Origin of the sequence: Exiguobacterium sp. NPDC077395 (assembly GCF_050269125.1) — a bacterium.
GTDB classification, from domain to species: Bacteria; Bacillota; Bacilli; order Exiguobacteriales; family Exiguobacteriaceae; genus Exiguobacterium; species Exiguobacterium aestuarii_A.
In genome coordinates, this window is the sequence record NZ_JBNNHU010000003.1 from 188,519 (window position 1) to 210,032 (window position 21,514).

Here is a 21,514-nt window from a genome sequence, read left to right on the forward strand (position 1 = left end):
ATGGAAATCACGGGGAAATATAACCGCGCCAAAGTATTCAATGAACGAATCGATGACATGACGCGGAATCAGATTCAAACCCTTCTTGACCAACCGTTCACAGAAGGAGCATCGATTCGCATCATGCCGGATATGCACGCCGGGAAAGGGTCAGTCGTTGGCACGACGATGACGATTCACGATAAAGTCGTACCGAACTTGGTCGGTGTCGATTTAGGGTGTGGGATGCTTTGTACTGAAATCAAAGCAAAACGAATCGACTTTCAGCGACTCGATGACGTGATCCGCGAACTCGTACCGAGCGGGATGAACATTCGCGAGACGGTTCATCCGTACGCGTCTGAACTTCCACTTGAAGCGGTTCGAGCGCCGTATAAACTCGACCGTGCCTTGCGCTCGGTCGGGTCACTCGGCTCGGGGAACCATTTCATTGAAGTGAACCAGGATGACCAGGGACGTACGTTTCTCGTCATTCATTCGGGTTCGCGCCATCTCGGGGTACAGATTGCCGATCATTATCAAGAGCGCGCGATTCAACACATGATGGAAACGAGAGATGTAAAAGAAGCAATCGAACGATTGAAGGATGCTGGACGGCAGGGAGAGATCTCGACGTATCTGGAAGCGGAACGTGAAGCGCGGAAACCATTCCGTGACCTGGCTTATGTCGAAGGGGAGGACATGGACGATTACATGCACGACGTGCGAATCGCCCAACAATACGCAGCAGCGAACCGTCGAGCGATGACAGATGTGATTGTGGAAGCGATGAAGTGGAACGTCGTCGATCAATTCGACACCGTTCACAACTATATCGACCATGACGCGATGATTCTTCGTAAAGGAGCCATCTCCGCGCAAGAAGGAGAGCGTGTCATCATTCCGATGAATATGCGAGACGGTTCGCTCATCTGTACGGGGAAAGGGAACCCAGACTGGAACTTCTCTGGTCCTCACGGAGCAGGTCGGATCATGTCCCGTTCAGCCGCGCGCAAACGCGTCGACTTCAAAGAATTTAAACGTACGATGGAAGGCGTTTGGTCGACTTCGGTTCGACCGTCTACGGTGGATGAGTCACCATTCGTCTACAAATCGATGAACGAGATCGTCCGTTATATCGAACCGGCGGTCAGCATCGACCAAGTCATCAAACCGTTGTACAACTTCAAGGCGAACTGAGTGGATTTCACTCAGTCTCGTCTTTTTCTTTTTTTCGCAAAATCTGATACGCTTACATCGAGGTGAACGAAATGGAAAAGCGGTTAAGTGATTTATCGAAATATGAGTTAGAGCAGGAGATTCAAGCCTTGCATGAGAGAAAACGGAAGGCTGAACAGATGGGCATGGTCAGCGAAATCGAAGTTGTCCTTCGACGGATTGCGATTGCCGAAAGCTATTTGGTCGACCCGACTTCGTTTCGTCCAGGTGAAACATATGTCGTCAACTACAACGACCAGCCGTTCCGCTTAAAATTCGTCAACGGTGTCATGGGTTGGGGTACGTTTGAAGGGGACATGACAGAACGGGCCATCCCGCTCTCTGAACTGTCGGAGGTGAAACGATGAACCGAAACGAACAATACGAGCGACTCGCGGCCATTCTAAAAGAGAAGAACGACGTGCTAAACGATTCGGAAGCCATCACATGGGTCGAAGTGCTATGGGAAGACTTTGAGACGTCGCTCGCCAAGGCAGGCGAACCGTATCCAGGAGAAGCGAAAGCGTTTCAATACGTCATTCAACAGATTGATGCATACGGCGCACAGCTCCATTTGTTCCAAACGAAGAACGAGAAATTTAAGCACTTGATGTCAAAACGAAATTTACACTGAATCACGTCCGTTGTGGCGTGATTTTTTATTTGCAATTCTCATTCAGTTCGTTATAATGAAGGTCGCTAATAGTTTGCTTGTAAGTATAGTATAGATAAACTTTCTTTAGTTGAACTCATGTTTCACTAAACTAGAAGGAGGCGTTCAGTCGTTGGAAGTAGGTCAAAACATTAAGCGACTCCGGATTAAAAAAGGATTGACCCAAGAGGAGTTAGCGGAGCGCACGGATTTGAGTAAAGGATATATCTCTCAAATCGAACGTGATTTAAGCTCTCCTTCATTAGAGACGTTATTTGATTTGTTGAGCGTCCTTGGAAGTTCACCAAAAGAGTTCTTCGATGAAGACTTGAATCAAAAAGTCGTATACACCGTCGATGATCGCACCACGTATACGGATGAGGAACGAAAATATCGAACGGAGTGGCTTATTCCGGAATCGAATGAGAAAGAAATGGAGCCAATTCTCGTCACGTTTTGCAAGAATGGAGAATTCAAACAATATGAACCGTCCCGCTCAGAGACATTGGTATATGTCTTGTCCGGAAAAGTGGCTTTGAAGTTAGGTCATCACACCTACTTTGCCAAGGCGGGAGAAACGATGTATTATGTCGCCTCGGACTCACACCAACTCGTCAACGATCACGATGGCGAAAGTGAATGTCTCATCGTAGCGACTCATTCATATTTATAAGTCAATAGAGGAGGAAACAGCATGAATGCAGAGACAATTATTCGTTTTGACCACGTGTCAAAGCGTTACGACGACACCGTCGTCCTAGAAGATATCAGTTTTGAGATTGAGCGTGGGAAGTTTTATACGCTTCTCGGTCCATCGGGATGTGGGAAGACGACAATCCTACGTCTCATCGCTGGATTTACCGACGCGACTGAAGGTGATCTTCACTTCAGTGGGAAGCGAATCAACGATGTACCCGCCAACAAACGACAAGTGAACACCGTGTTTCAAGATTATGCGCTGTTTCCTCATTTGAACGTATTTGAAAATGTCGCGTTTGGTCTCCGCATTAAAAAGTTGAAAGAAGCAGACATCAAAGCAAAAGTGGAGCAGGCTCTCAAGTTTGTTAACTTAGAAGGATACGGCTCGCGCGAAATCGATGAGATGTCAGGTGGGCAACGTCAACGTGTCGCGATTGCCCGCGCAATCGTGAACGAGCCAGAGGTCATCCTCCTCGATGAACCGTTGTCTGCCTTAGATTTGAAACTTCGTACAGAAATGCAATATGAATTACGTGAGTTGCAACAACGTCTCGGCATCACCTTCATCTTCGTCACACACGACCAAGAAGAGGCGCTTGCGATGTCCGATGAGATTTTCGTCATGAACAATGGGAAAATTGTTCAGAGTGGGACGCCGACTGATATTTACGACGAACCGATTAACCGCTTCGTCGCAGACTTCATCGGAGAATCGAATATCGTACCGGGTGTCATGCCAGAAGACAATGTCGTCACGTTCGCTGGCAAAACGTTCGATTGCGTCGACCAAGGGTTTGACCGTAACGAAAAAGTTGAGGTTATCATTCGTCCGGAAGACTTGGAGATGACATCCATCGATTCTGCGAAACTGATTGTCGATGTTGATTCACAACTGTTCCGCGGCGTTCACTATGAGATTTGCTGTTACGACCAAGAAGGGAACGAGTGGCTCGTTCACTCGACGAAGAAGTCGACCGTCGGATCAAAAATCGGATTGACGTTTGACGAGGAAGCGATTCACGTCATGCGATTAGGAGAGACAGAAGAAGAGTTCGACCGTCGTCTCGAATCCTATGAGGAGGTCCCTCATGAATCAAACTAACCAGACCGCAAAGACGGTATATTTGACGACATATTGGATTTGGATTGCCTTATTCGTCGTCGCGCCACTCGTCCTCGTCGTCTATTACTCGTTTTTTGATATCGACGGGAACTTGAGTTTAGAGAACTATGAGACGTTCTTCTCTTCGACGTACTTGTCGATGACGTTATCATCATTTTGGTACGCGTTCCTGATTACGTTCTTCTCGCTACTCGTCGGGTACCCGACGGCGTATTTGTTGACGAAGACGAAGCATAAACAGCTTTGGCTCTTGCTCATCTTGCTTCCGTCATGGATTAACTTGTTATTAAAAGCGTACGCGTTCCTCGGGATTTTTGGAACGTACGGCATCACGAATCAGTTTTTAGAGGCGATTGGGATTGGAACGAAGCAGATTCTCTTTACGGACTTCAGTTTCGTCTTCGTCTCGGTATACATTTTCATTCCGTTCATGATTTTGCCGATTTACAACGCGATTGAAAAATTACCACCATCTCTCGTCTATGCATCACGCGACCTAGGTGCATCGAACTGGACGACGTTCCGACGTGTCATCTTCCCGTTGACGCTTGACGGCGTCAAGTCAGGGATTCAAATTGTCTTTATTCCAGCGTTGTCACTCTTCATGATTACACGCCTGATCGCAGGAAACCGTGTCATCACGCTCGGTACGGCGATTGAACAACAATTCCTCGTTACGCAAAACTGGGGGATGGGATCTACGATTGCCGTCTTCTTGATCTTGGCGATGGTTCTCGTCATGGTCATCACGCGTGACTGGGGTGCGAAAGGAGCGGTCCGTCGATGAAACGTAAACGATTCAAACTATCAAACCTATATTTGGCGGCCGTGTTCTTCATTTTATACGCGCCAATCTTATATCTCGTCTTTTACTCGTTCAACAGCGGCGGGACGATGAGTAACTTCGAAGGATTCACCCTTGAGTGGTATAAGTCACTCTTCACGGACACGCGACTTCTTGTCATCGTCTTGAACACGATCGTCATCGCCCTATTATCGGCGACAATTTCGACCGTGCTCGGTGTCATCGGAGCGCTCGCCATCTATACGGCGAAACAAAAGTATACGAAGACATCTTTGTTGTCTTTGAACAACGTCTTGATTGTCAGTCCGGACGTTATCATCGGGGCATCGTTCTTGATTCTCTTCACGATGCTCGGAATTCAGTTAGGCTTCTATTCGGTTCTCTTGTCGCACATTGCGTTCTCGGTTCCAATTGTCGTCATCTTGGTGTTGCCGAAACTTCAAGAGATGAGCCCGACGCTGATCGATGCGTCGCGTGATTTAGGGGCAAGTACATGGGATGTGTTGACGAAAGTCATTCTCCCTTATATCACACCAGGTGTGTTCGCCGGATTCTTTACAGCACTCACGTATTCGTTAGATGACTTTGCAGTCACGTTCTTCGTGACAGGGAACGGGTTCACGACACTTGCAGTAGAAGTCTACTCGCGGGCTCGTCAAGGAATCTCGCTTGAAATCAACGCGTTATCTGCGATTTTGTTCGTCTTCACCCTCATCCTTGTCATTGGATATTATGTGTTGGCGCAACGAGGAGCAAAGGAGGTTAGACGATGAAAAAATTAATCATCATGCTAGCTGTTCCGTTGATTGTCAGCTTCGGTCTCCTTCTTTGGATTCAGCAACTGAACGCTGCGCAAGGATTTGGTGGCGACAATACGCTTGTCGTCTATAACTGGGGAGACTATATCGATGAGGACTTGATCGGTGAGTTCGAAGAACAGAGTGGACTAAAAGTTGTCTACCAGACGTTCGATTCGAACGAGGCGATGCTCACGAAAATTGAGCAAGGGGGTACGGCGTTCGATGTAGCCGTCCCGTCAGACTATGCGATTAGTAAGATGATTGAAGAGGATTTGTTGCTTCCAATCGACTACGAGAAGCTTGAGAATTTCGATAACATCGATCCACGCTTTCTCGATAAATCGTTTGACCCAGGTAACAAGTACTCGGTCCCTTACTTCTGGGGAACGGTCGGGATTGTCTATAATCCCGAAATGGTCGATGGTGAAATCACATCGTGGAACGACTTGTGGGAGATGCCGCTTGAAAATGACATCCTTCTTGCAGACGGAACAAGAGAAGTGATGGGCTTCGGCTTGAACTCGCTCGGCTATTCGCTCAATACGACGAACAAAGATGAGTTGATTGAAGCGGAACAAAAGTTAGAAACGCTTTGGCCAAACATCAAAGCAATCGTCGGGGATGAAATTAAAATGTTGATGGCAAACCGTGAAGCGGCAGCGGCTGTCGTGTGGTCTGGAGATGCGTCGGAAATCATGTACGAAAATGAAGAACTAACGTATGTCATTCCAGAAGAGGGGACGAATCTTTGGTTCGATAACCTCGTGATTCCGAGTACGGCACAAAATGTAGACGGTGCGCATCAATTCATCGATTTCATGCTAGATGCCGAGATTGCAGCCCGTAATACGGACTATGTCGGCTATTCGACTCCGAACGAAGCGGCACTCGAATTTTTAGATGAAGAAGTCACATCAGATGAGCGGTTCTACCCATCTCGCGAAGTGACGCAAGAACTTGAAGTATATGAAAACTTAGGGAAGCGGATGAACGCTTACTATAACGAATTGTACTTGCGCTTTAAAATGCAGAGTAAATGACAACACATCCCTCACTCATTACGAGTGGGGGATGTTTTTTTACCGCTTATAAGCTGATTCGATGTCCTCGACATGTTTCATCATGACAGCTGCGTCGACTTGTGTGAAAGATAATAAGGTCTCATATAATTGTATTTGTTCATCTTGGTCGAAGACGAAATCTTGGTAGGTGGTCAACTGTTTAGCCCATTGTTGACGATTCAAAACGGGAACGTCTGATGACTCAATTTGTTTCAGTGTAGATCGATTGCTGAATACAATCCATGAATGGAGATGTGTTCGGTCGAGTCCGAGAACTTGCTCAATGGCTTTCAGGTGTAGCTCATTTTGTTTGATTGGGTTGAAGAAGCGATGTTTTCTACGACGGGGAAGTGTCTGCGTCCAGTATTGGTCACGTGCACGCCCAAAAATCCATCCGCTATAATTTTTGGATTCAATGACATGGATTCCAGCCTGATTGATGAAGACGACATCAATCTCTGTTGTTCGATCTTTCTTTGAGGGATGAGGCAAATAAAGATTCGTCAATATGAGCGGTTGAGAGAATGTTGACTCAATGTCTGCCACACACAAATATTCACCATAAAGGCCTGTATCTTGAACGACTTTGACATATGAATGCCGTGTCTGTTCATAGTATTGACTTCGTTTGTAGCGTCTAATCTTGTAGACGATGATGGATGCGAGTATGAGAAAAATCGGTGTGAAGATCACAAGCAAGGTCACAAATATATTCTCTAATAATTCGGTAAGTAATGTAGTCATCGAAGGCCTCCCTTTTTCTCCACTATACATAAGAAATCAATTATATATGTATATTTTTTACAATTAAGGATAATCGTTTTTTGAAAATGAGAAAGGACCCATCGGAATGGGTCCTTTCTGTCATGCTTCATGTTTTAACGCGTCACGCTCTTCTTCTGTAAAGACTCGAGAACGTCCTAAAAATCGTTTCCCTTCGACACCCTCGAGGGAAAACATACCACCTCGACCATCGACCACATCGATAATGAGTTGTGTATGCTTCCAATAATCATATTGTTTCTCGTGGATATAGAATGGGGTGTCTCCGATTTCACCAAGGAGCACATCGTGATCGCCCACCATGAACTCGTCGCGTGGAAAGCACATGGGTGAACTTCCATCACAACATCCTCCCGATTGATGAAATAGAAGTGGGCCATGTTTCGATTTTAGACGTTCGATCAGTTCGAGCGCGGCGGGGGTGGCCTCGACTCGTTTCACCATCTTAGAAGAACCCGAGCTTCTGTTCGCTGTAGCTGACGAGCATGTTTTTCGTCCGTTGATAATGGCTAAGCATCATCTTATGGTTCTCGCGACCAATCCCAGACATTTTGTAGCCGCCGAACGCAGCGTGTGCCGGGTATGAATGGTAGCAGTTGATCCAGACGCGGCCTGCTTGGATTTCACGACCGAATCGATAGGCACGGTTCATGTCACGTGTCCACACGCCGGCCCCAAGTCCGTAGAGCGTATCGTTCGCGATGGCGAGTGCTTCAGCATCATCTTTGAACGTCGTAACGGATAAGACCGGTCCGAAAATCTCTTCTTGGAAAATACGCATCTTGTTATGACCTTTAAAGATGGTCGGTTGAATGTAATACCCATCCGCAAGGTCTCCATCCATCATGTTACGTTCTCCACCGATGAGACACTCCGCGCCTTCTTCTTTCCCGATTTCAAGGTAAGAGAGGATTTTCTCCATTTGTTCGTTCGATGCTTGTGCACCCATCATGACGTCCGAATCGAGCGGATTGCCGAGTTTAATCGCTTTGACGCGCTCGAGCACACGCTCCATGAATTTGTCATAGATGGATTCTTGGATCAATGCACGAGACGGACACGTACACACTTCACCTTGGTTTAAGGCGAACATGACGAGGCCTTCAATCGCTTTATCGAAGAAATCATCATCGGCTTCCATGATATCTGCGAAGAAGATGTTCGGAGATTTCCCACCAAGCTCGAGTGTGACCGGGATGATGTTTTGTGAAGCGTACTGCATGATCAAGCGACCCGTTGTTGTCTCGCCTGTGAAGGCGACTTTATCGACACGGTCACTCGAGGCGAGCGGTTTACCTGCCTCAAGACCGAAACCGTTTACGATGTTGACGACACCTGGTGGCAATAAGTCTTCAATGAGTTCCATGAGGACCATGATCGAAGAAGGTGTTTGTTCAGCCGGTTTTAAGACGACACAGTTTCCAGCCGCGAGTGCCGGTGCGAGTTTCCAGACGGCCATCAAAATCGGGAAGTTCCAAGGAATGATTTGAGCGACGACGCCGAGCGGCTCATGGAAGTGATAGGCGACTGTATCGTTGTCGAGTTCACTAATTCCGCCTTCCTGAGAACGAATCACACCGGCGAAGTAACGGAAGTGATCAATCGCGAGCGGAAGGTCGGCATTGAGCGTTTCCCGAACAGCTTTACCGTTCTCCCATGTTTCTGCATATGCGAGCATCTCGAGATTTTCTTCCATGCGATCAGCAATTTTATTCAAGATGACAGAACGTTCCGCGACGGACGTTTTGCCCCAATCCTCTTTTGCTGCATGTGCAGCATCCAATGCGAGTTCAATATCCTCTTTCGTTGAGCGGGCGACTTCACATAATACTTTCCCATTTACAGGAGATGTGTTTTCAAAGTATTCTCCACCAGCCGGTGCGGTCCACTTTCCGTTAATAAAGTTCTCGTAACGGTCCTTAAACTGTACTTTCGTTCCTGCTGAGTTCGGTACTTCATAAATCATGTTCGTTCCTCCCTTTTCATACGAGATAGAGGAGTTATGTATGCGCTTACATTATTATATAAGCGAACGACTCCCTTTTTTCATCGTAACGGTTTGTTGTGATAAAAGTCAAAATTTTTTGACAATAATTTGTCAATCTTTTGTAAAAACGTTTTGAAGTCAAGATTTGTGGTAATCAGTACATTGTGTACATCATTTAATAACCTATAAGGAGTGAACCGACATGGCGAAGACATATCAAGTTGACCCGGCGCACAGTTCCATCACCTTTACTGTTAAACATATGATGATTTCAAAGGTGAAAGGCGAATTTAAAGAATTTGATATCGAAGCGAATGGGGACCCGAACGACTTGGCAAATGCAAGTGTGAAAGTGACGATTCAAGCGGCGTCCGTGGATACGAATAATTCGGATCGAGACAACCACCTCCGTTCAGGAGACTTCTTCAATGCAGAAGAATATCCACATATCGTGTTTCAATCGACATCATTCCGCTCAAAAGGTGGCGGTGAGTTTGAATTGACAGGGGATTTGACGATTCGTGGAACGACACGGGAAGAAACGTTCGAAGTGGAGTATGAGGGAAGTGCAAAAGATCCATGGGGGAACATGAAACACGCGTTCTCAGGGGAAGGTTCTCTCAACCGAGAAGATTATGGATTAACATGGAACCAAGCGCTTGAAGCGGGAGGTGTCCTCGTCGATAAGAAAGTCAAGTTTGAGTTCGAGTTGCAATTCACTGAAGCCGAGGCATAAGAAAAGTCGCTCAACCGAGCGACTTTTTATTGTTCGTATACTAGTTTTTTCTGAAGGCTATCTTCGCTGAATACCCAACCAGTAAAGGAAGATAATACTTCATTTGACTGTTCGTCTACGATGACGACAGCGACGAACGGATACATATTTTTTGAGAAATAACGTAAGTTCGTGAAACGGTACTCGATCATTCCGTTATGGCGTGTCACGGTATACGTGTGAATTTTTGAAAACTCGAGGAATGCCTGTAAATCTGCATTTTTTCGAGCTTCGACGAAATGAAGATCCTCTTCCCCAGGCATCGGTTTGTCGCGGAAGCGACCACACTCGATGACTTTCCCTTTCTTCACTTTCACGGCTCCGAGACCATCGCGGAAACGGACGGCAACGTGCCAATCATCCCAACCGATTCCTGGTGAGATAAATAGTTCATGTGCACCGGCAAAGTGTCGTGCCACAGTAGCGAGCGCACGGTTACGCAATTTAAACTGAATTGCATAGTAACTAATGACAAGCGCAATGAGCAATGCAAAAATAGGGACAGTCGCACCGGTAATCATCCATAATGCATATGCACCGTAATAAGCAGAGAACAAGTACGGATCAAACGTTCCGATGACACCCCAGCCAATCCATTTTTTCGAAAATGGCTGTAGCGCTTGCGTCCCGTAAGCGTTGAACAAGTCGACCGTGACGTGTAACAACACAGCGATTTGTGCCATGACCCATAGAGAGGCGGGGTTGACGCCAAGCACCGTACCGATGACGGCACTGACGATAATCGGCCAAGCAAGCAGTGCGGTGATTCCGTGTGAACGACCGCGATGTTGGCGTAAATACGTACTATTACCTTTTAACTTAAAGACGGTGTCGAAGTCTGGGGCATGCGAGCCGACGAGAGCCGTGGCTGTCATGGCCAGAAACATCTGTGCATCACCTGACACCTCCGGGCTGAGCGTCGCGATGGCACTTAAACCAAGTCCCATACCAATGTGTGTCGCAGTATCCAATGTGCTTCAGCACCTCCATCAATAAACACAATATAACGTCATCTATTCTTATTTATCATACAATATTTTTAAAACGAGGGGAAACACAATGCTTAATCTTGATAAATTGTTCACAAATTATAATATTCATCAATTCAATGAGGAATTGGTCACATGGTTCAATCGTGAAAAGCGTGATTTACCTTGGCGTCATGCGAAAAATCCATATCGTGTTTGGGTGAGTGAGGTCATGTTACAACAGACGAGAGTCGATACGGTCATTCCGTATTACAACCGTTTTATGGAACGCTTCCCGACACTTGAGGCGCTCGCTTCTGCTGAAACAGACGAAGTCGTCAAATATTGGGAAGGTCTCGGTTATTACTCACGCATCCGAAACTTACACGAGGCAGTCAAAGAAGTCGCTTCTGTTTATGATGGCATCGTCCCCGAAGAGAAGGAACGTTTCGAAAAATTGAAGGGAGTCGGCCCTTATACGACGGGAGCGGTGTTGTCGATTGCTTACAACCAACCGGAACCAGCAGTCGATGGGAACGTCATGCGCGTCATGTCGCGACAATTCGGGATCTATGACGATATCGCCGTACCGAAGACGCGTAAACTGTTTGAACAAGTCGTTCGTCGTTTGATGGACCCGACACATGCGTCCGATTTTAATGAGGGCGTCATGGAATTAGGGGCGACGGTCTGTACACCGAAAAATCCGATGTGCTCGCTTTGTCCGGTCCAAGACACCTGTTATGCGTATGCCCACCACGTTCAAGATGAGCTGCCGGTGAAAACGAAAAAAGGAGCGGCACGTGTCGAAATGTATGACGCGCTATGTATCGAAAAAGATGGGAAAGTCGCCTATGAACAACGACCAGAAAAAGGGCTGCTCGCTGGGATGTGGCAATATCCGCTTACCGAACGAGGAACGGGGGAACAGGTAAACGGAACTTATCTCGGGCAAGTGAAACACGTCTTCTCCCATATCGTTTGGTATATCGATTTATATCGAGTCGATACGCTCCCGACCGATGATGTCGTCTGGTTAGACGCCTCAGAGCGCGAGGTGAAGACGGTTTCTGTGGCTCAACAAAAACTAGAACGATTGGCAGGTGGTGAAAGTGAGACGATTTGATGTAGAGTCGACATACGATACGGCGGTTGATACGCTATGGGATCTATTACAGGATGCTTCGCTTTTGACGAAGCTGACGACATTTCCTAAAGTACGTCTAATGGGGGATGGTGCCTCAGTCGAAGGCAATGAAGTGAAGTTGATGATTGGAGTCGGACCGGTGGAACTCCCGTGGAATAGTGCCATCACGATTTCAGGGAACCGTGCGTTCTGTGATCAAGGGAAGACACTGCCGTTTCCCTTCAAACGGTTCACGCACGTGCACCGTGTCGAGTCGCGTGACGGAAAGGCAGTCATGATTGACGAAGTGACGTTCGATAGCTATGTCCCGAACATACTCGTCGAATATTTCATGCTTCGTCCGATGTTTCAGGAACGGGCACGGGCCTTCCAAAAAACACTAAATTCATGAAAATAAGAGATTTCCTTTTTCATTGGTTCTGAAAGTCGCTATAATTAAATATGAGAATTGTATAGCATCACAGCGGAAAGGAGGAGCTTATGAGCTTATTTCCCAAAGCAGGTAGCAAAATCGAGATACAGAGCTACAAGCACAACGGAACTTTGCATCGCGTTTGGGAAGAAACGCTCGTCCTTCAGTCGTCAAAAACGGATATGATCGGATTCAACGACCGCATCATGGTCAGTGAATCAGACGGTCGGCAATGGAGAACGCGTGAGCCGGCAATTTGCTACTTTTCATCTGAGTATTGGTTCAATGTCATCTGTATGATTCGCGAAGACGGGATTTACTACTACTGTAATCTAGGTTCGCCGACTACATTTGATGGGGATGAACGTGCCATCAAATACATCGATTACGATTTGGACATCAAGGTGTTCCCGGATATGTCGTATACGATTTTAGATGAAGATGAATATGAGCGGCATCGTCGCGAGATGAATTATCCGAAAGCGATTGATCGAATCTTGAAGCAGAACGTGCAAGAACTGATCAACTGGATTCGAGGACGGAAAGGGCCGTTCAACCCAACATTCGTCGATGAATGGTATCGCGAATACGAAGCACGTTACCGGAGATGATTCCTCATCTCCGCTTTTTTTCTTAATGAAGGAGGAACTATGGGTAGTATTAAACGTTATCTGCAATTTGTTAAGCCTTATAAAAAACAAATTGCCCTAACGATTTTCGTCGGGATTTTAAAGTTTTCCATCCCGCTCGGATTACCGTTACTTTATAAATATGTCATTGATAATTATTTAGGTGATGATGCGCCGAGACAGGACTATACGACGCTTGTCTGGTTGTTCAGTATCGTCTTCTTCGTCTTCCTGGTTCTCAAGCCACCAATTGAATACTTGCGTCAATATTTGGCACAGTGGGCTGCGACCCGTGTCTTGTTCGATGTGCGGAACAGACTGTTCGATCACGTCCAGAAGTTGTCGCTTCGCTTTTATTCAAACAATAAGACGGGGCAAATCATTTCGCGGATCATCAACGACGTCGAACAGACGAAAGACTTCGTCATCACCGGCTTGATGAATATTTGGCTCGATATGATTACGATTTTCATCGCTATTGGAATCATGTACACGATTGATCCACAACTCACACTGATTGCCATCTTACCACTTCCGTTCTATGCATTTGCGGTCCGTTATTTCTATGGACGGTTGCGTCGCTTGACGCGTGAACGTTCAGCAGCACTCGCTGATTTGCAGGGGCATTTGACGGAACGTGTGAACGGGATGGCGGTCATTCGAAGTTTTGCGCTAGAGCCTTATGAAAACAAGGCGTTTGAGCAACAAAACGGTGGGTTCTTGAATGCGGCGCTTAAACATACGAGTTGGAACGCCAAAACGTATGTCGTCGTGTCAACCATCACTGATATCGCGCCAATCCTCATCTTCACAACGGCGTCTTGGCTCGTTATTCAAGAACAGGTAACGCTCGGTACGCTCGTTGCATTCATTGCTTATATTGACCGTCTCTATGCGCCGCTCGGGCGTCTCGTCAACTCTGCGACGACACTCACGCAGTCGGTCGCTTCGATGGACCGTGTCTTTGAATTCTTGGATGAGACATATGATATCGAGGAGAAGCCGAACGGATTCGTTCCACTGTCGACAGCGGGTAAAATCGATCTTGAGCATGTGAGCTTTTCATATGAGCAAGACGGAACACGAGCATTAAACGATGTGAACCTTCAAATTCGCTCCGGGGAACGCGTGGCATTCGTCGGGATGTCCGGTGGCGGAAAGTCCACACTGGTCAGTCTGATTCCACGCTTCTATGACGTGACGGATGGAAGTATCAAAATCGACGGGGTCGATGTACGTGATTTCAAATTGCGTGCGCTCCGTGACCAGATTGGAATGGTTATGCAGGACTCCGTCCTCTTCAGTGAATCGGTCGCGATGAATATCCGCATGGGGAATCCGGATGCGACGGATGAAGAAGTCATCGCAGCGGCGAAGGCGGCTAACGCCCATGAGTTTATCTCGAAACTACAGGACGGATATGCGACACCGGTCGGGGAGAAAGGTGTCAAGCTCTCCGGGGGACAAAAGCAACGACTTGCAATCGCGCGTGTGTTCTTGAAGAACCCTCCGATTTTGATTCTAGATGAGGCGACGAGTGCGCTCGACTTAGAGAGTGAAGCGATGATTCAAGACTCGCTTGCTCGTCTGACGAAAGGGCGGACGACGTTAATCGTTGCCCATCGCTTATCGACGATCACCGATGCCGATCAAATTGTCGTTGTCGAGAACGGACAAATCATGGAGACAGGAACGCACGAAGAACTGATGCGTCGTCGTGGTGCCTATTATGATTTGTATATGATTCAAGATTTAGCCATAGTGGAATAACGAAAAAGTCGAGTCCGTATAGGGCTCGACTTTTTTAGTGGTCTAAAAATCGTTTACGCACATCGGGGGAAGGGAGCGTGCACACTTCCTTCTTCCCGAATAGACGTGTTCGATGTTTGGCGAAGAGATCATATCCGCGATCACGAATCCATTTGGGTACGAATCGGATGAATCGGAGCAGGCGCCAACGGCCATCAAGGTGCTCGGCAATCCGAATCGCTGCGTCTGATTTCAAGTAAGGAACACCTTCTTCAATGTAGACGATACTGTCGACTGCTTCTGGGATTCGGTGTCGTGCTCGATACGAATGACCGACCTCGCTTTGGAGCGATGCAAAGTGAATCGAGGCATGTCGGTCGTGACGAATAATGAACTGGACACTGGCATCGCAAAAGTTGCAGTCTCCATCGAATAACACAATCGCAGGCAAGTGCTTCGCCTCCTTCATCGTACTGTTTTACCGTTTTGTCTTCATGTTAAACGTCAAGCCGCGAGTTGGCGAGCGGGTTGCATCTTATATAGCGATACATAATACAAGTAAGCACCGAGGGCACCAAAGATAAAGATATACCCGCTCATGAAGATAGGACCGATGAACGCACCGACGACGATACCGGCTGCCGCGACGAGTTTGGCACCATGGAACGTCAGGCCGCCGAATGCAAGATAAGAAGCGCGTCGCTCAGGGTCGAGCAAATCGACTTGTTTCACTTGTCGAATCGGAGAGTAGAGAAGTTCACCAATCGTAAAGATGATTGCAAGTGCAGCGAGAACGATGAAGGAATTCATCGATGTGATGGCAGCATAGGCCGTCACGTACAACGATAATCCGACGAAGAAGACGGCTTTCTCTTTAAACCGCTTGACGAATGCGGTGACGGCGAACGTGATGGCGACGACGAGCAACGTGTTTTCAAGTTGCATAAAAGCCATCATGCGTACTCCGTCAAATGGTATTCCGAAAATTTGTCGACTTTCAAATGACTCGGCTAAATGGACACCAATGTAATTCGCCATATGAAACTCGGTCGAAAAGACGAGCATACTTCCGAGGACGAAGGTGATCCAACGACGATCGCGCAACGCGATTTTATAGTTTTCGATAACCCCGTGAATCGGATTTGACGGAGTCGAACGGTTCCCAGTATACGTATCGACCAAATAACGTTGAAGTACAATCGTCGTGATTGTAAGAACGATTGTCATGCCGATGAAGAGAGCGAAGCGATGGTCTCGATAAAAGGCACCTCCAAGCATGACGCCTCCTGCGATGGCCAAATTGACGAGCCAATAGTCATATACATAGATGGCTTTTCGATTCGACTCTTCCATCGAATCGATGACAATCGCCTCGAGTGCCGGATAGTTCAATCCGTTCGACACGGCATGCCCGAAGTAAAGGATGGCGACGACGAGTGCCCAGTTGTTCGATGGGTGAATGGCGACGGTCATACCAAGAAAACAGATGATTTGAATCACCTGACCAATTTGTAAGATAACTTTCCGATTAAACCGATCGGAGAAGTACCCACCGAATAGGCCGGTCAAGTAGCCGACGATCACGAATGACGTCATGATGATTCCGGCGGGCACTTTACCAAGTTCTTCTGAAAAGTAGAGAGCCATGAATGGGAAAATGGCAGAGCCGACGATTCGAATGCAAAATCCACAAACGAGTCGCAAGCGGACGTTTAATGGAAAATTCTTAAATTTCATATTATGAGCACCTCCTTGGTTCTACTGTAATGGGGGACGGTGCTCAATAAAAAGAGACACTTTTGGTAAAGATGTCCCCTTTTAAACAAAGAAAAAAGAGATGCTCACGCATCTCTTTCTCACAACTGTGCAAACGAGCGGTTGACCGCTTCGATTGTCTCGTCGATATCTTGTTCCGTATGTTCTGTTGTGAGGAACCATGCCTCATATTTCGATGGGGCCAAGTTCACGCCGTTTTCAAGCATCAACTTGAAGAAGCGTCCGAACTTCTCACCGTCCGATTTTTCAGCACCCTCATAATCAGTGACGATTTCATCCGTGAAGTATACCGTGAGCGCTCCCTTCAAACGGTTGAGCGTGATGGTCACGTCATGTTTCTCTGCCGCTTCACGGATCCCTGCCTCAAGTCGTGCACCGAGCTTGTCTAACTTTTCATAAACGCCAGGTTGTTCAAGTACTTCGAGACACGCGATTCCTGTCGCCATCGAGGCCGGGTTTCCTGCCATTGTGCCGGCTTGATACGCAGGTCCGAGTGGTGCGACCGTCTCCATGATTTCGGCTTTTCCGCCATAAGCGCCAATTGGTAGACCACCACCAATAATCTTCCCAAGTGCCGTCATATCCGGTTCGATTCCGTATATTTGTTGGGCACTTCCATATGTGAAGCGGAATGCTGTGATGACTTCATCATAGATGACGAGAGCGCCATGTTCGTGCGTGATGTCATTAACAGCCTGGAGGAAACCTGGCTTCGGTTCTACGATTCCGAAGTTCCCGACAATCGGCTCGACGAGAACACATGCGACCTGGTCTCCCCATTCCTTCATCATCTCGCGATACGCTTCGATGTCGTTGAATGGGACGGTGATGACTTCTTTAGCTGTGGCTTTTGTCACACCTGCTGAGTCTGGAGAACCGAGTGTTGCCGGACCACTACCTGCTGCAATCAGCATGAGATCCGAATGTCCGTGGTAGCAACCGCTGAATTTCACAACGAGTTCACGACCGGTATAAGCACGGGCGACTCGAACTGTCGTCATCACGGCTTCTGTTCCAGAGTTGGTGAATCGTACCTTATCCATAGAAGGAATGGCTTGTTTTAGTTTCTTGGCAAACTCGACTTCAAGACGGTGAGGTGTTCCGTATAATAAACCTTTTGAAGAAGCGTTCATAAGCGCTTCATGAATGTGTGGGTGGGCATGACCCGTAATGATTGGACCGTATGCCGCCAAATAATCGATGTAACGGTTGCCGTCTACATCATAAAAATAGGCACCTTCGCCGCGTTCCATATAAACAGGGGCGCCGCCACCGACCGCTTTAAATGAGCGGGATGGACTGTTGACACCTCCGACGATGTGAGTGAGTGCATCTTGGTATAATGCATCGGATGACTGACGATTTGATGAAGTAGTCATATGTATTGCCTCCTTATTCAAATTCGCACTTATTGTATCATAGCCGTCAACCGCATAAGCTCAGTGTTTGACGAGTAGTTGAGAAATCAGTACACTATTTATAAAGATTACTATGTAAGAAATAAGTTAATGTTCAAAACTATTTCGCATGAATTTTATAGAAGAAATGAGGGATTGACGTGGGAAGCGAAATGCTTGACCATGCTGTTCAGTCGCTCCGGGAACATGGAGTCAGAATGACGCCTCAGCGCCAGGCCATTTTGGAGTACCTCGTCACGGAGCACAGTCACCCGACAGCGGATGACATTTATAAGGCACTTGCCGCACGGTTTCCAAACATGAGTGTGGCCACTGTATATAACAACTTGCGTGTCTTTAAAGAAGTGGGTCTCGTTCAAGAGATGAACTATGGGGACGCCTCAAGTCGCTTTGATTTTGTGACGTCGAAACACTATCACATCATCTGTGACACGTGTGGGAAAGTTGTCGACTTTAACTATCCGGTATTAGATGAAATCGAATCGGTTGCATCTCAATTGACTGGGTTCAAAGTTGATCGTCACCGTCTTGAAGTGTACGGAACGTGTCCGTCTTGCCAATCTGAGCAATCACAAACACATTAAAAACCACATCCGAGCATTCGGATGTGGTTTTTTGTTGTCAGTCAATTTGTTCTGACTGACGCTTGTTATATTTTTCATCAAACTCTTTACCTTCAAGTGAGCGGTCAATTGTGAGCGGTTCGTCACAATGCATACATAAGTCGACGCGCCCAAGCATTTTCGTCTCTTTTTCGCAATTCGGACACGTGACGATGATTGCTTTTGTCGAGGCCATCCCGACGATGAAGTAAAGGGCAGAGCTTGCGAGCACCATGATAAATCCAAGCAGCATAAAAATAATCATGAGCCAAGTGATGGATTTAGCGAGAAGTCCGAGATACATGACGCCGATTCCGCCGAAAATCAGGAGTAATGCTATATTACGTGCACGGTTGATTTTGTTCCCCCGTTTTTTCATAAGTGAATCCCTCCAATAGTCTGTCTCTATCATAGCTCATCTTCAAACGGGTGAGAAGTTCCTGCACTTTTTCGGCAGGAGTTTTTTGAAAAGAGGGCGAATCTTGTTCGTATCGAAAATGACAATCGTCATATATAGTCAACTTACGATTGGGAGAGAAGGGGTCCAGATGACGATGGAATATGCGACTCGCACTATTTATTCAGAATATGCTGCATTAAAAACAACACTTGGAATTATTGAAGTGAAGAAAAAACGAGCACGTGATCCGTTGACGGATCAATCGGACCGTCTGCTCATTGTCATTGAAGCGAGACCGGATGCATTTTGGACGGTGAAACATTATCAGGTCGGTCAAGAAAGAATCGTCTTGCACGTCGTGAGTGACTCGATGATGGACAGATGGATCGTCTTAAATGAAAACCGACGCGCGATTCATTGGATTGAAGACGGAATTGTTCTATTTGAACGGAATGAATACATCTTAGAGTTGAGACAACGAAATCGTAATTTGACGAATAGGGAACAACGTCTTCAACTATCGCTTTCGTTTGCGAAACTATTGCGTCGTTTTGAAGATGGTCGCTATTTATTTTTAGAAGGCGAATTCCAAGATGCCTTTACCCAGATTCACCATGCGCTCACACACTTGGCGCGACTTTCGATTTTAGAGGCTGGAATTCATCCTGAAATTGTTTTATGGGAACAAGTCCGAGCAATCGATCTTGAAATTTATAAGCTACACGAAGAACTTGTCGGGGGACAAGAGACACTTGAACAACGAATCCATCTTGTCGTGATTGGAATGGAACATTTGATTCAATCAAAAGTGTTGCCCGGCACACTGTTGTTACTTCAGACGATGCAAGAGAAAGATGGGGCTTGGACGTTCTCCGAATTGATGGATCATCCAAACTTAAATGAGCTTCGTGTTGACCTCGGAAGTATCATCGGATTTTTAGTGAGAAAAGGATATGTTCGTACGGTCACGAGACCGACAAAGGGAGTTGGAGTAGAAGCAGTACTTTATGAGATTGCCTAATTCCCCGTATGTAAGCATGATGAGGAGACGATACGTCGCATGAAATTTTTGAAGTTTAGCATCGGAACGATTTTCATTCTATTTGTCACGTTTGTGATTTCCGTCGTTGTCGCTCTCTTTACGATGGGAGACCCGATTACGCAAGGACGCCCCATTCTTTGGACGATTTGGTATATGGCGACTCTGTTGATTGTATGTATGGGACTTTACGATTTTTCTCCTTTAACGAACCATAAAGTGAAACAGGTCCTCGGTTGGGGAGTTTTATCAGGTGTTCTTTTATTCGCTTCTATTAAAGGGTACTACATGTATCAAGACCATTTGAAAATTGAAGAGCGTGGTGTAGAGTTGATCGATTATCAGCCGTTTACGAATTCGGAGCGATTGGCAAAATTGAATCATCAAACATCGGTTTCATTTGTGAACGGCGTGCCACGGTTGGATGGTGCGACAGCCCTTTACCCGATGTATGCTTCATTCGTAGAAGCGGTGTATCCGAACTCCGGAACGTATGACCCGTATAACGATCAAGTGAGTAAAGTCGTTTCGACGACAACGCCAGAAGCATACAGTCGATTGATGAACGATCAAACGGACTTGATTTTTGTCGCGGGTCCGTCAGATCGTCAGTTGCAAGTCGCCAAGCAAAAGGACGTATCTCTACATATGACACCAATTGGTAGAGAAGCATTTGTTTTCTTCGTTCATGAAGATAATCCAGTCGAGTCATTGACGATGGAACAAGTCCGTGGAATTTATGCAGGGGACATCCGAAATTGGAAAGAGGTCGGTGGCAACTCCGAAACCATTCGTGCTTTTCAACGACCAGAGGATAGCGGTAGTCAAACAGCATTGCAAAAGATGATGGGTGAACGAAAGTTGATGGAGGCACCGGTTGAAGATGTACCTCAAGGGATGGGGGGAATCATTCAGCAAGCCTCATCGTATCGAAATCATAAAAATGCGATCGGATTCTCATTCCGATACTATGCGACAGAAATGGTGAATGATCATAAGGTCAAGTTACTTCGTATAGATGGAATCGAACCGACCGTTAAAACGATTCAAGACGGATCCTACCCGCTGACCTCTGAATTTTACGCAGTCACTACGGAAGAAAAAGCAGAGCAATATGATGCTTTTCTAGCATGGTTAGGTAGCGAGGATGGCCAGGCGTTGGTCGAAAAGACGGGTTACGTTCGTCTTAAATGAAACAGGTGATCAAGGTTTACTTTTCGTCTTATCAGCGAAGAGTAAATCTTTTTTTAAATTTTATTGTTTTTTGTATTGACGAAGTGGTAAATAGAGATTATAGTTATAAACGTTGTCACGGCAAAAGATTATTTCAGAAAAACAATTTGTGAAAAAAGTTGTTGACGAAAACAATTGAAACGTGATAGATTAATGAAGTCGCCAAGAGCGGCAGACGAACTTTGAAAACTGAACGATGAGGCAAAAATAAGTTTTACAATTTTTGAATGAAGCGCAAGCTTCGTCAATCTAAGAGCTA

24 protein-coding genes are annotated in these 21,514 nt (G+C 46.5%); 16 read left to right on the forward strand and 8 right to left on the reverse strand.

The window, feature by feature from the left end:
• From ACQKD4_RS13105 to ACQKD4_RS13140, 8 genes are all read left to right on the forward strand, one after another.
• Positions 1–1,179, forward strand: a complete 1,179-nt coding sequence (locus tag ACQKD4_RS13105) for an RtcB family protein (RefSeq protein ID WP_214696322.1) — start codon at positions 1–3, stop codon at positions 1,177–1,179.
• Positions 1,180–1,250: 71 nt separating this feature from the next.
• Complete coding sequence (locus ACQKD4_RS13110) at positions 1,251–1,565, forward strand: YfhH family protein (protein WP_074033104.1); 315 nt, start codon at positions 1,251–1,253, stop codon at positions 1,563–1,565.
• The gene (locus ACQKD4_RS13115) at positions 1,562–1,831 is read left to right on the forward strand and encodes a YfhJ family protein (protein ID WP_074033105.1); all 270 of its coding nucleotides are present in this window, start codon (positions 1,562–1,564) and stop codon (positions 1,829–1,831) included. Before ACQKD4_RS13110 ends, ACQKD4_RS13115 begins: the two co-directional genes overlap by 4 nt.
• Before the next feature lie 151 nt (positions 1,832–1,982).
• Positions 1,983–2,522 carry a helix-turn-helix domain-containing protein gene (locus ACQKD4_RS13120; RefSeq protein WP_074033106.1) on the forward strand — a complete coding sequence of 180 codons (540 nt, stop codon included), beginning with the start codon at positions 1,983–1,985 and terminating at the stop codon, positions 2,520–2,522.
• A gap of 21 nt (positions 2,523–2,543) precedes the next feature.
• On the forward strand, positions 2,544–3,650 hold the full coding sequence (locus ACQKD4_RS13125; protein WP_214696317.1) for an ABC transporter ATP-binding protein: 1,107 nt from the start codon (positions 2,544–2,546) through the stop codon (positions 3,648–3,650).
• The gene (locus ACQKD4_RS13130) at positions 3,637–4,458 is read left to right on the forward strand and encodes an ABC transporter permease (RefSeq protein ID WP_427373628.1); all 822 of its coding nucleotides are present in this window, start codon (positions 3,637–3,639) and stop codon (positions 4,456–4,458) included. Before ACQKD4_RS13125 ends, ACQKD4_RS13130 begins: the two co-directional genes overlap by 14 nt.
• Complete coding sequence (locus tag ACQKD4_RS13135; protein ID WP_074033109.1) at positions 4,455–5,249, forward strand: ABC transporter permease; 795 nt, start codon at positions 4,455–4,457, stop codon at positions 5,247–5,249. Before ACQKD4_RS13130 ends, ACQKD4_RS13135 begins: the two co-directional genes overlap by 4 nt.
• Positions 5,246–6,316 carry an ABC transporter substrate-binding protein gene (locus ACQKD4_RS13140; protein WP_214822244.1) on the forward strand — a complete coding sequence of 357 codons (1,071 nt, stop codon included), beginning with the start codon at positions 5,246–5,248 and terminating at the stop codon, positions 6,314–6,316. Before ACQKD4_RS13135 ends, ACQKD4_RS13140 begins: the two co-directional genes overlap by 4 nt.
• A gap of 39 nt (positions 6,317–6,355) precedes the next feature.
• Here ACQKD4_RS13140 and ACQKD4_RS13145 read toward each other — a convergent pair whose 3' ends face one another.
• From ACQKD4_RS13145 to adh, 3 genes are all read right to left on the reverse strand, one after another.
• Entirely contained in the window at positions 6,356–7,081 is a 726-nt protein-coding gene (locus ACQKD4_RS13145; RefSeq protein ID WP_427373630.1) for a nuclease-related domain-containing protein, read from the reverse strand.
• A 120-nt stretch (positions 7,082–7,201) separates the two neighbouring features.
• Positions 7,202–7,564, reverse strand: a complete 363-nt coding sequence (locus ACQKD4_RS13150; protein WP_214747124.1) for a DUF779 domain-containing protein — start codon at positions 7,562–7,564, stop codon at positions 7,202–7,204.
• A 1-nt stretch (position 7,565) separates the two neighbouring features.
• A complete protein-coding gene (gene adh / locus ACQKD4_RS13155; protein WP_214761149.1) occupies positions 7,566–9,086 on the reverse strand; it encodes an aldehyde dehydrogenase in 1,521 nt (506 codons plus the stop codon).
• 223 nt (positions 9,087–9,309) lie between these two features.
• On the opposite strand from adh, the gene ACQKD4_RS13160 reads away from it, so the two are divergent.
• Positions 9,310–9,843: a YceI family protein gene (locus ACQKD4_RS13160; protein WP_214696307.1), complete on the forward strand. Its 534-nt coding sequence runs from the start codon at positions 9,310–9,312 to the stop codon at positions 9,841–9,843.
• A 26-nt stretch (positions 9,844–9,869) separates the two neighbouring features.
• Here the strand turns inward: ACQKD4_RS13160 and ACQKD4_RS13165 are convergent, their stop codons facing one another.
• Entirely contained in the window at positions 9,870–10,853 is a 984-nt protein-coding gene (locus ACQKD4_RS13165) for a metal-dependent hydrolase (protein WP_026826711.1), read from the reverse strand.
• Between the two features lie 88 nt (positions 10,854–10,941).
• Between ACQKD4_RS13165 and mutY the strand changes: the two genes are divergently transcribed.
• The 4 genes from mutY (at position 10,942) to ACQKD4_RS13185 (ending at position 14,808) form a co-directional block, all read left to right on the forward strand.
• Positions 10,942–11,976 carry an A/G-specific adenine glycosylase gene (mutY, locus tag ACQKD4_RS13170; protein WP_274664107.1) on the forward strand — a complete coding sequence of 345 codons (1,035 nt, stop codon included), beginning with the start codon at positions 10,942–10,944 and terminating at the stop codon, positions 11,974–11,976.
• Positions 11,963–12,388, forward strand: a complete 426-nt coding sequence (locus ACQKD4_RS13175) for a hypothetical protein (protein WP_427373631.1) — start codon at positions 11,963–11,965, stop codon at positions 12,386–12,388. Before mutY ends, ACQKD4_RS13175 begins: the two co-directional genes overlap by 14 nt.
• 89 nt (positions 12,389–12,477) lie before the next feature.
• A complete protein-coding gene (ntdP, locus tag ACQKD4_RS13180; protein ID WP_015880896.1) occupies positions 12,478–13,020 on the forward strand; it encodes a nucleoside tri-diphosphate phosphatase in 543 nt (180 codons plus the stop codon).
• Positions 13,021–13,059: 39 nt separating this feature from the next.
• Positions 13,060–14,808 (forward strand): ABC transporter ATP-binding protein, encoded by a 1,749-nt coding sequence (locus tag ACQKD4_RS13185; protein WP_427373632.1) that lies wholly within the window; start codon positions 13,060–13,062, stop codon positions 14,806–14,808.
• Positions 14,809–14,842: 34 nt separating this feature from the next.
• Here ACQKD4_RS13185 and ACQKD4_RS13190 read toward each other — a convergent pair whose 3' ends face one another.
• The 3 genes from ACQKD4_RS13190 to ACQKD4_RS13200 all read right to left on the reverse strand — a co-directional run bounded on the left by ACQKD4_RS13190 (position 14,843) and on the right by ACQKD4_RS13200 (position 17,942).
• Positions 14,843–15,238: a thiol-disulfide oxidoreductase DCC family protein gene (locus tag ACQKD4_RS13190; RefSeq protein ID WP_214696299.1), complete on the reverse strand. Its 396-nt coding sequence runs from the start codon at positions 15,236–15,238 to the stop codon at positions 14,843–14,845.
• Between the two features lie 53 nt (positions 15,239–15,291).
• Positions 15,292–16,524, reverse strand: coding sequence for an MFS transporter (locus ACQKD4_RS13195; RefSeq protein ID WP_427373633.1), 1,233 nt, complete (start codon positions 16,522–16,524; stop codon positions 15,292–15,294).
• A 119-nt stretch (positions 16,525–16,643) separates the two neighbouring features.
• A complete protein-coding gene (locus ACQKD4_RS13200) occupies positions 16,644–17,942 on the reverse strand; it encodes a glutamate-1-semialdehyde 2,1-aminomutase (protein WP_427373634.1) in 1,299 nt (432 codons plus the stop codon).
• 191 nt (positions 17,943–18,133) lie between these two features.
• Here ACQKD4_RS13200 and perR point away from each other — a divergent pair, with 191 nt between their 5' ends.
• Positions 18,134–18,565, forward strand: coding sequence for a peroxide-responsive transcriptional repressor PerR (perR, locus tag ACQKD4_RS13205; RefSeq protein ID WP_031421138.1), 432 nt, complete (start codon positions 18,134–18,136; stop codon positions 18,563–18,565).
• Positions 18,566–18,602: 37 nt separating this feature from the next.
• Here perR and ACQKD4_RS13210 read toward each other — a convergent pair whose 3' ends face one another.
• Positions 18,603–18,962, reverse strand: a complete 360-nt coding sequence (locus ACQKD4_RS13210) for a YgzB family protein (RefSeq protein WP_274664103.1) — start codon at positions 18,960–18,962, stop codon at positions 18,603–18,605.
• 103 nt (positions 18,963–19,065) lie between these two features.
• On the opposite strand from ACQKD4_RS13210, the gene ACQKD4_RS13215 reads away from it, so the two are divergent.
• Complete coding sequence (locus ACQKD4_RS13215; RefSeq protein WP_427373635.1) at positions 19,066–20,004, forward strand: nucleotidyltransferase-like protein; 939 nt, start codon at positions 19,066–19,068, stop codon at positions 20,002–20,004.
• 39 nt (positions 20,005–20,043) lie between these two features.
• A complete protein-coding gene (locus ACQKD4_RS13220) occupies positions 20,044–21,216 on the forward strand; it encodes a PstS family phosphate ABC transporter substrate-binding protein (RefSeq protein WP_427373637.1) in 1,173 nt (390 codons plus the stop codon).
• Positions 21,217–21,514 lie beyond the last annotated feature (298 nt).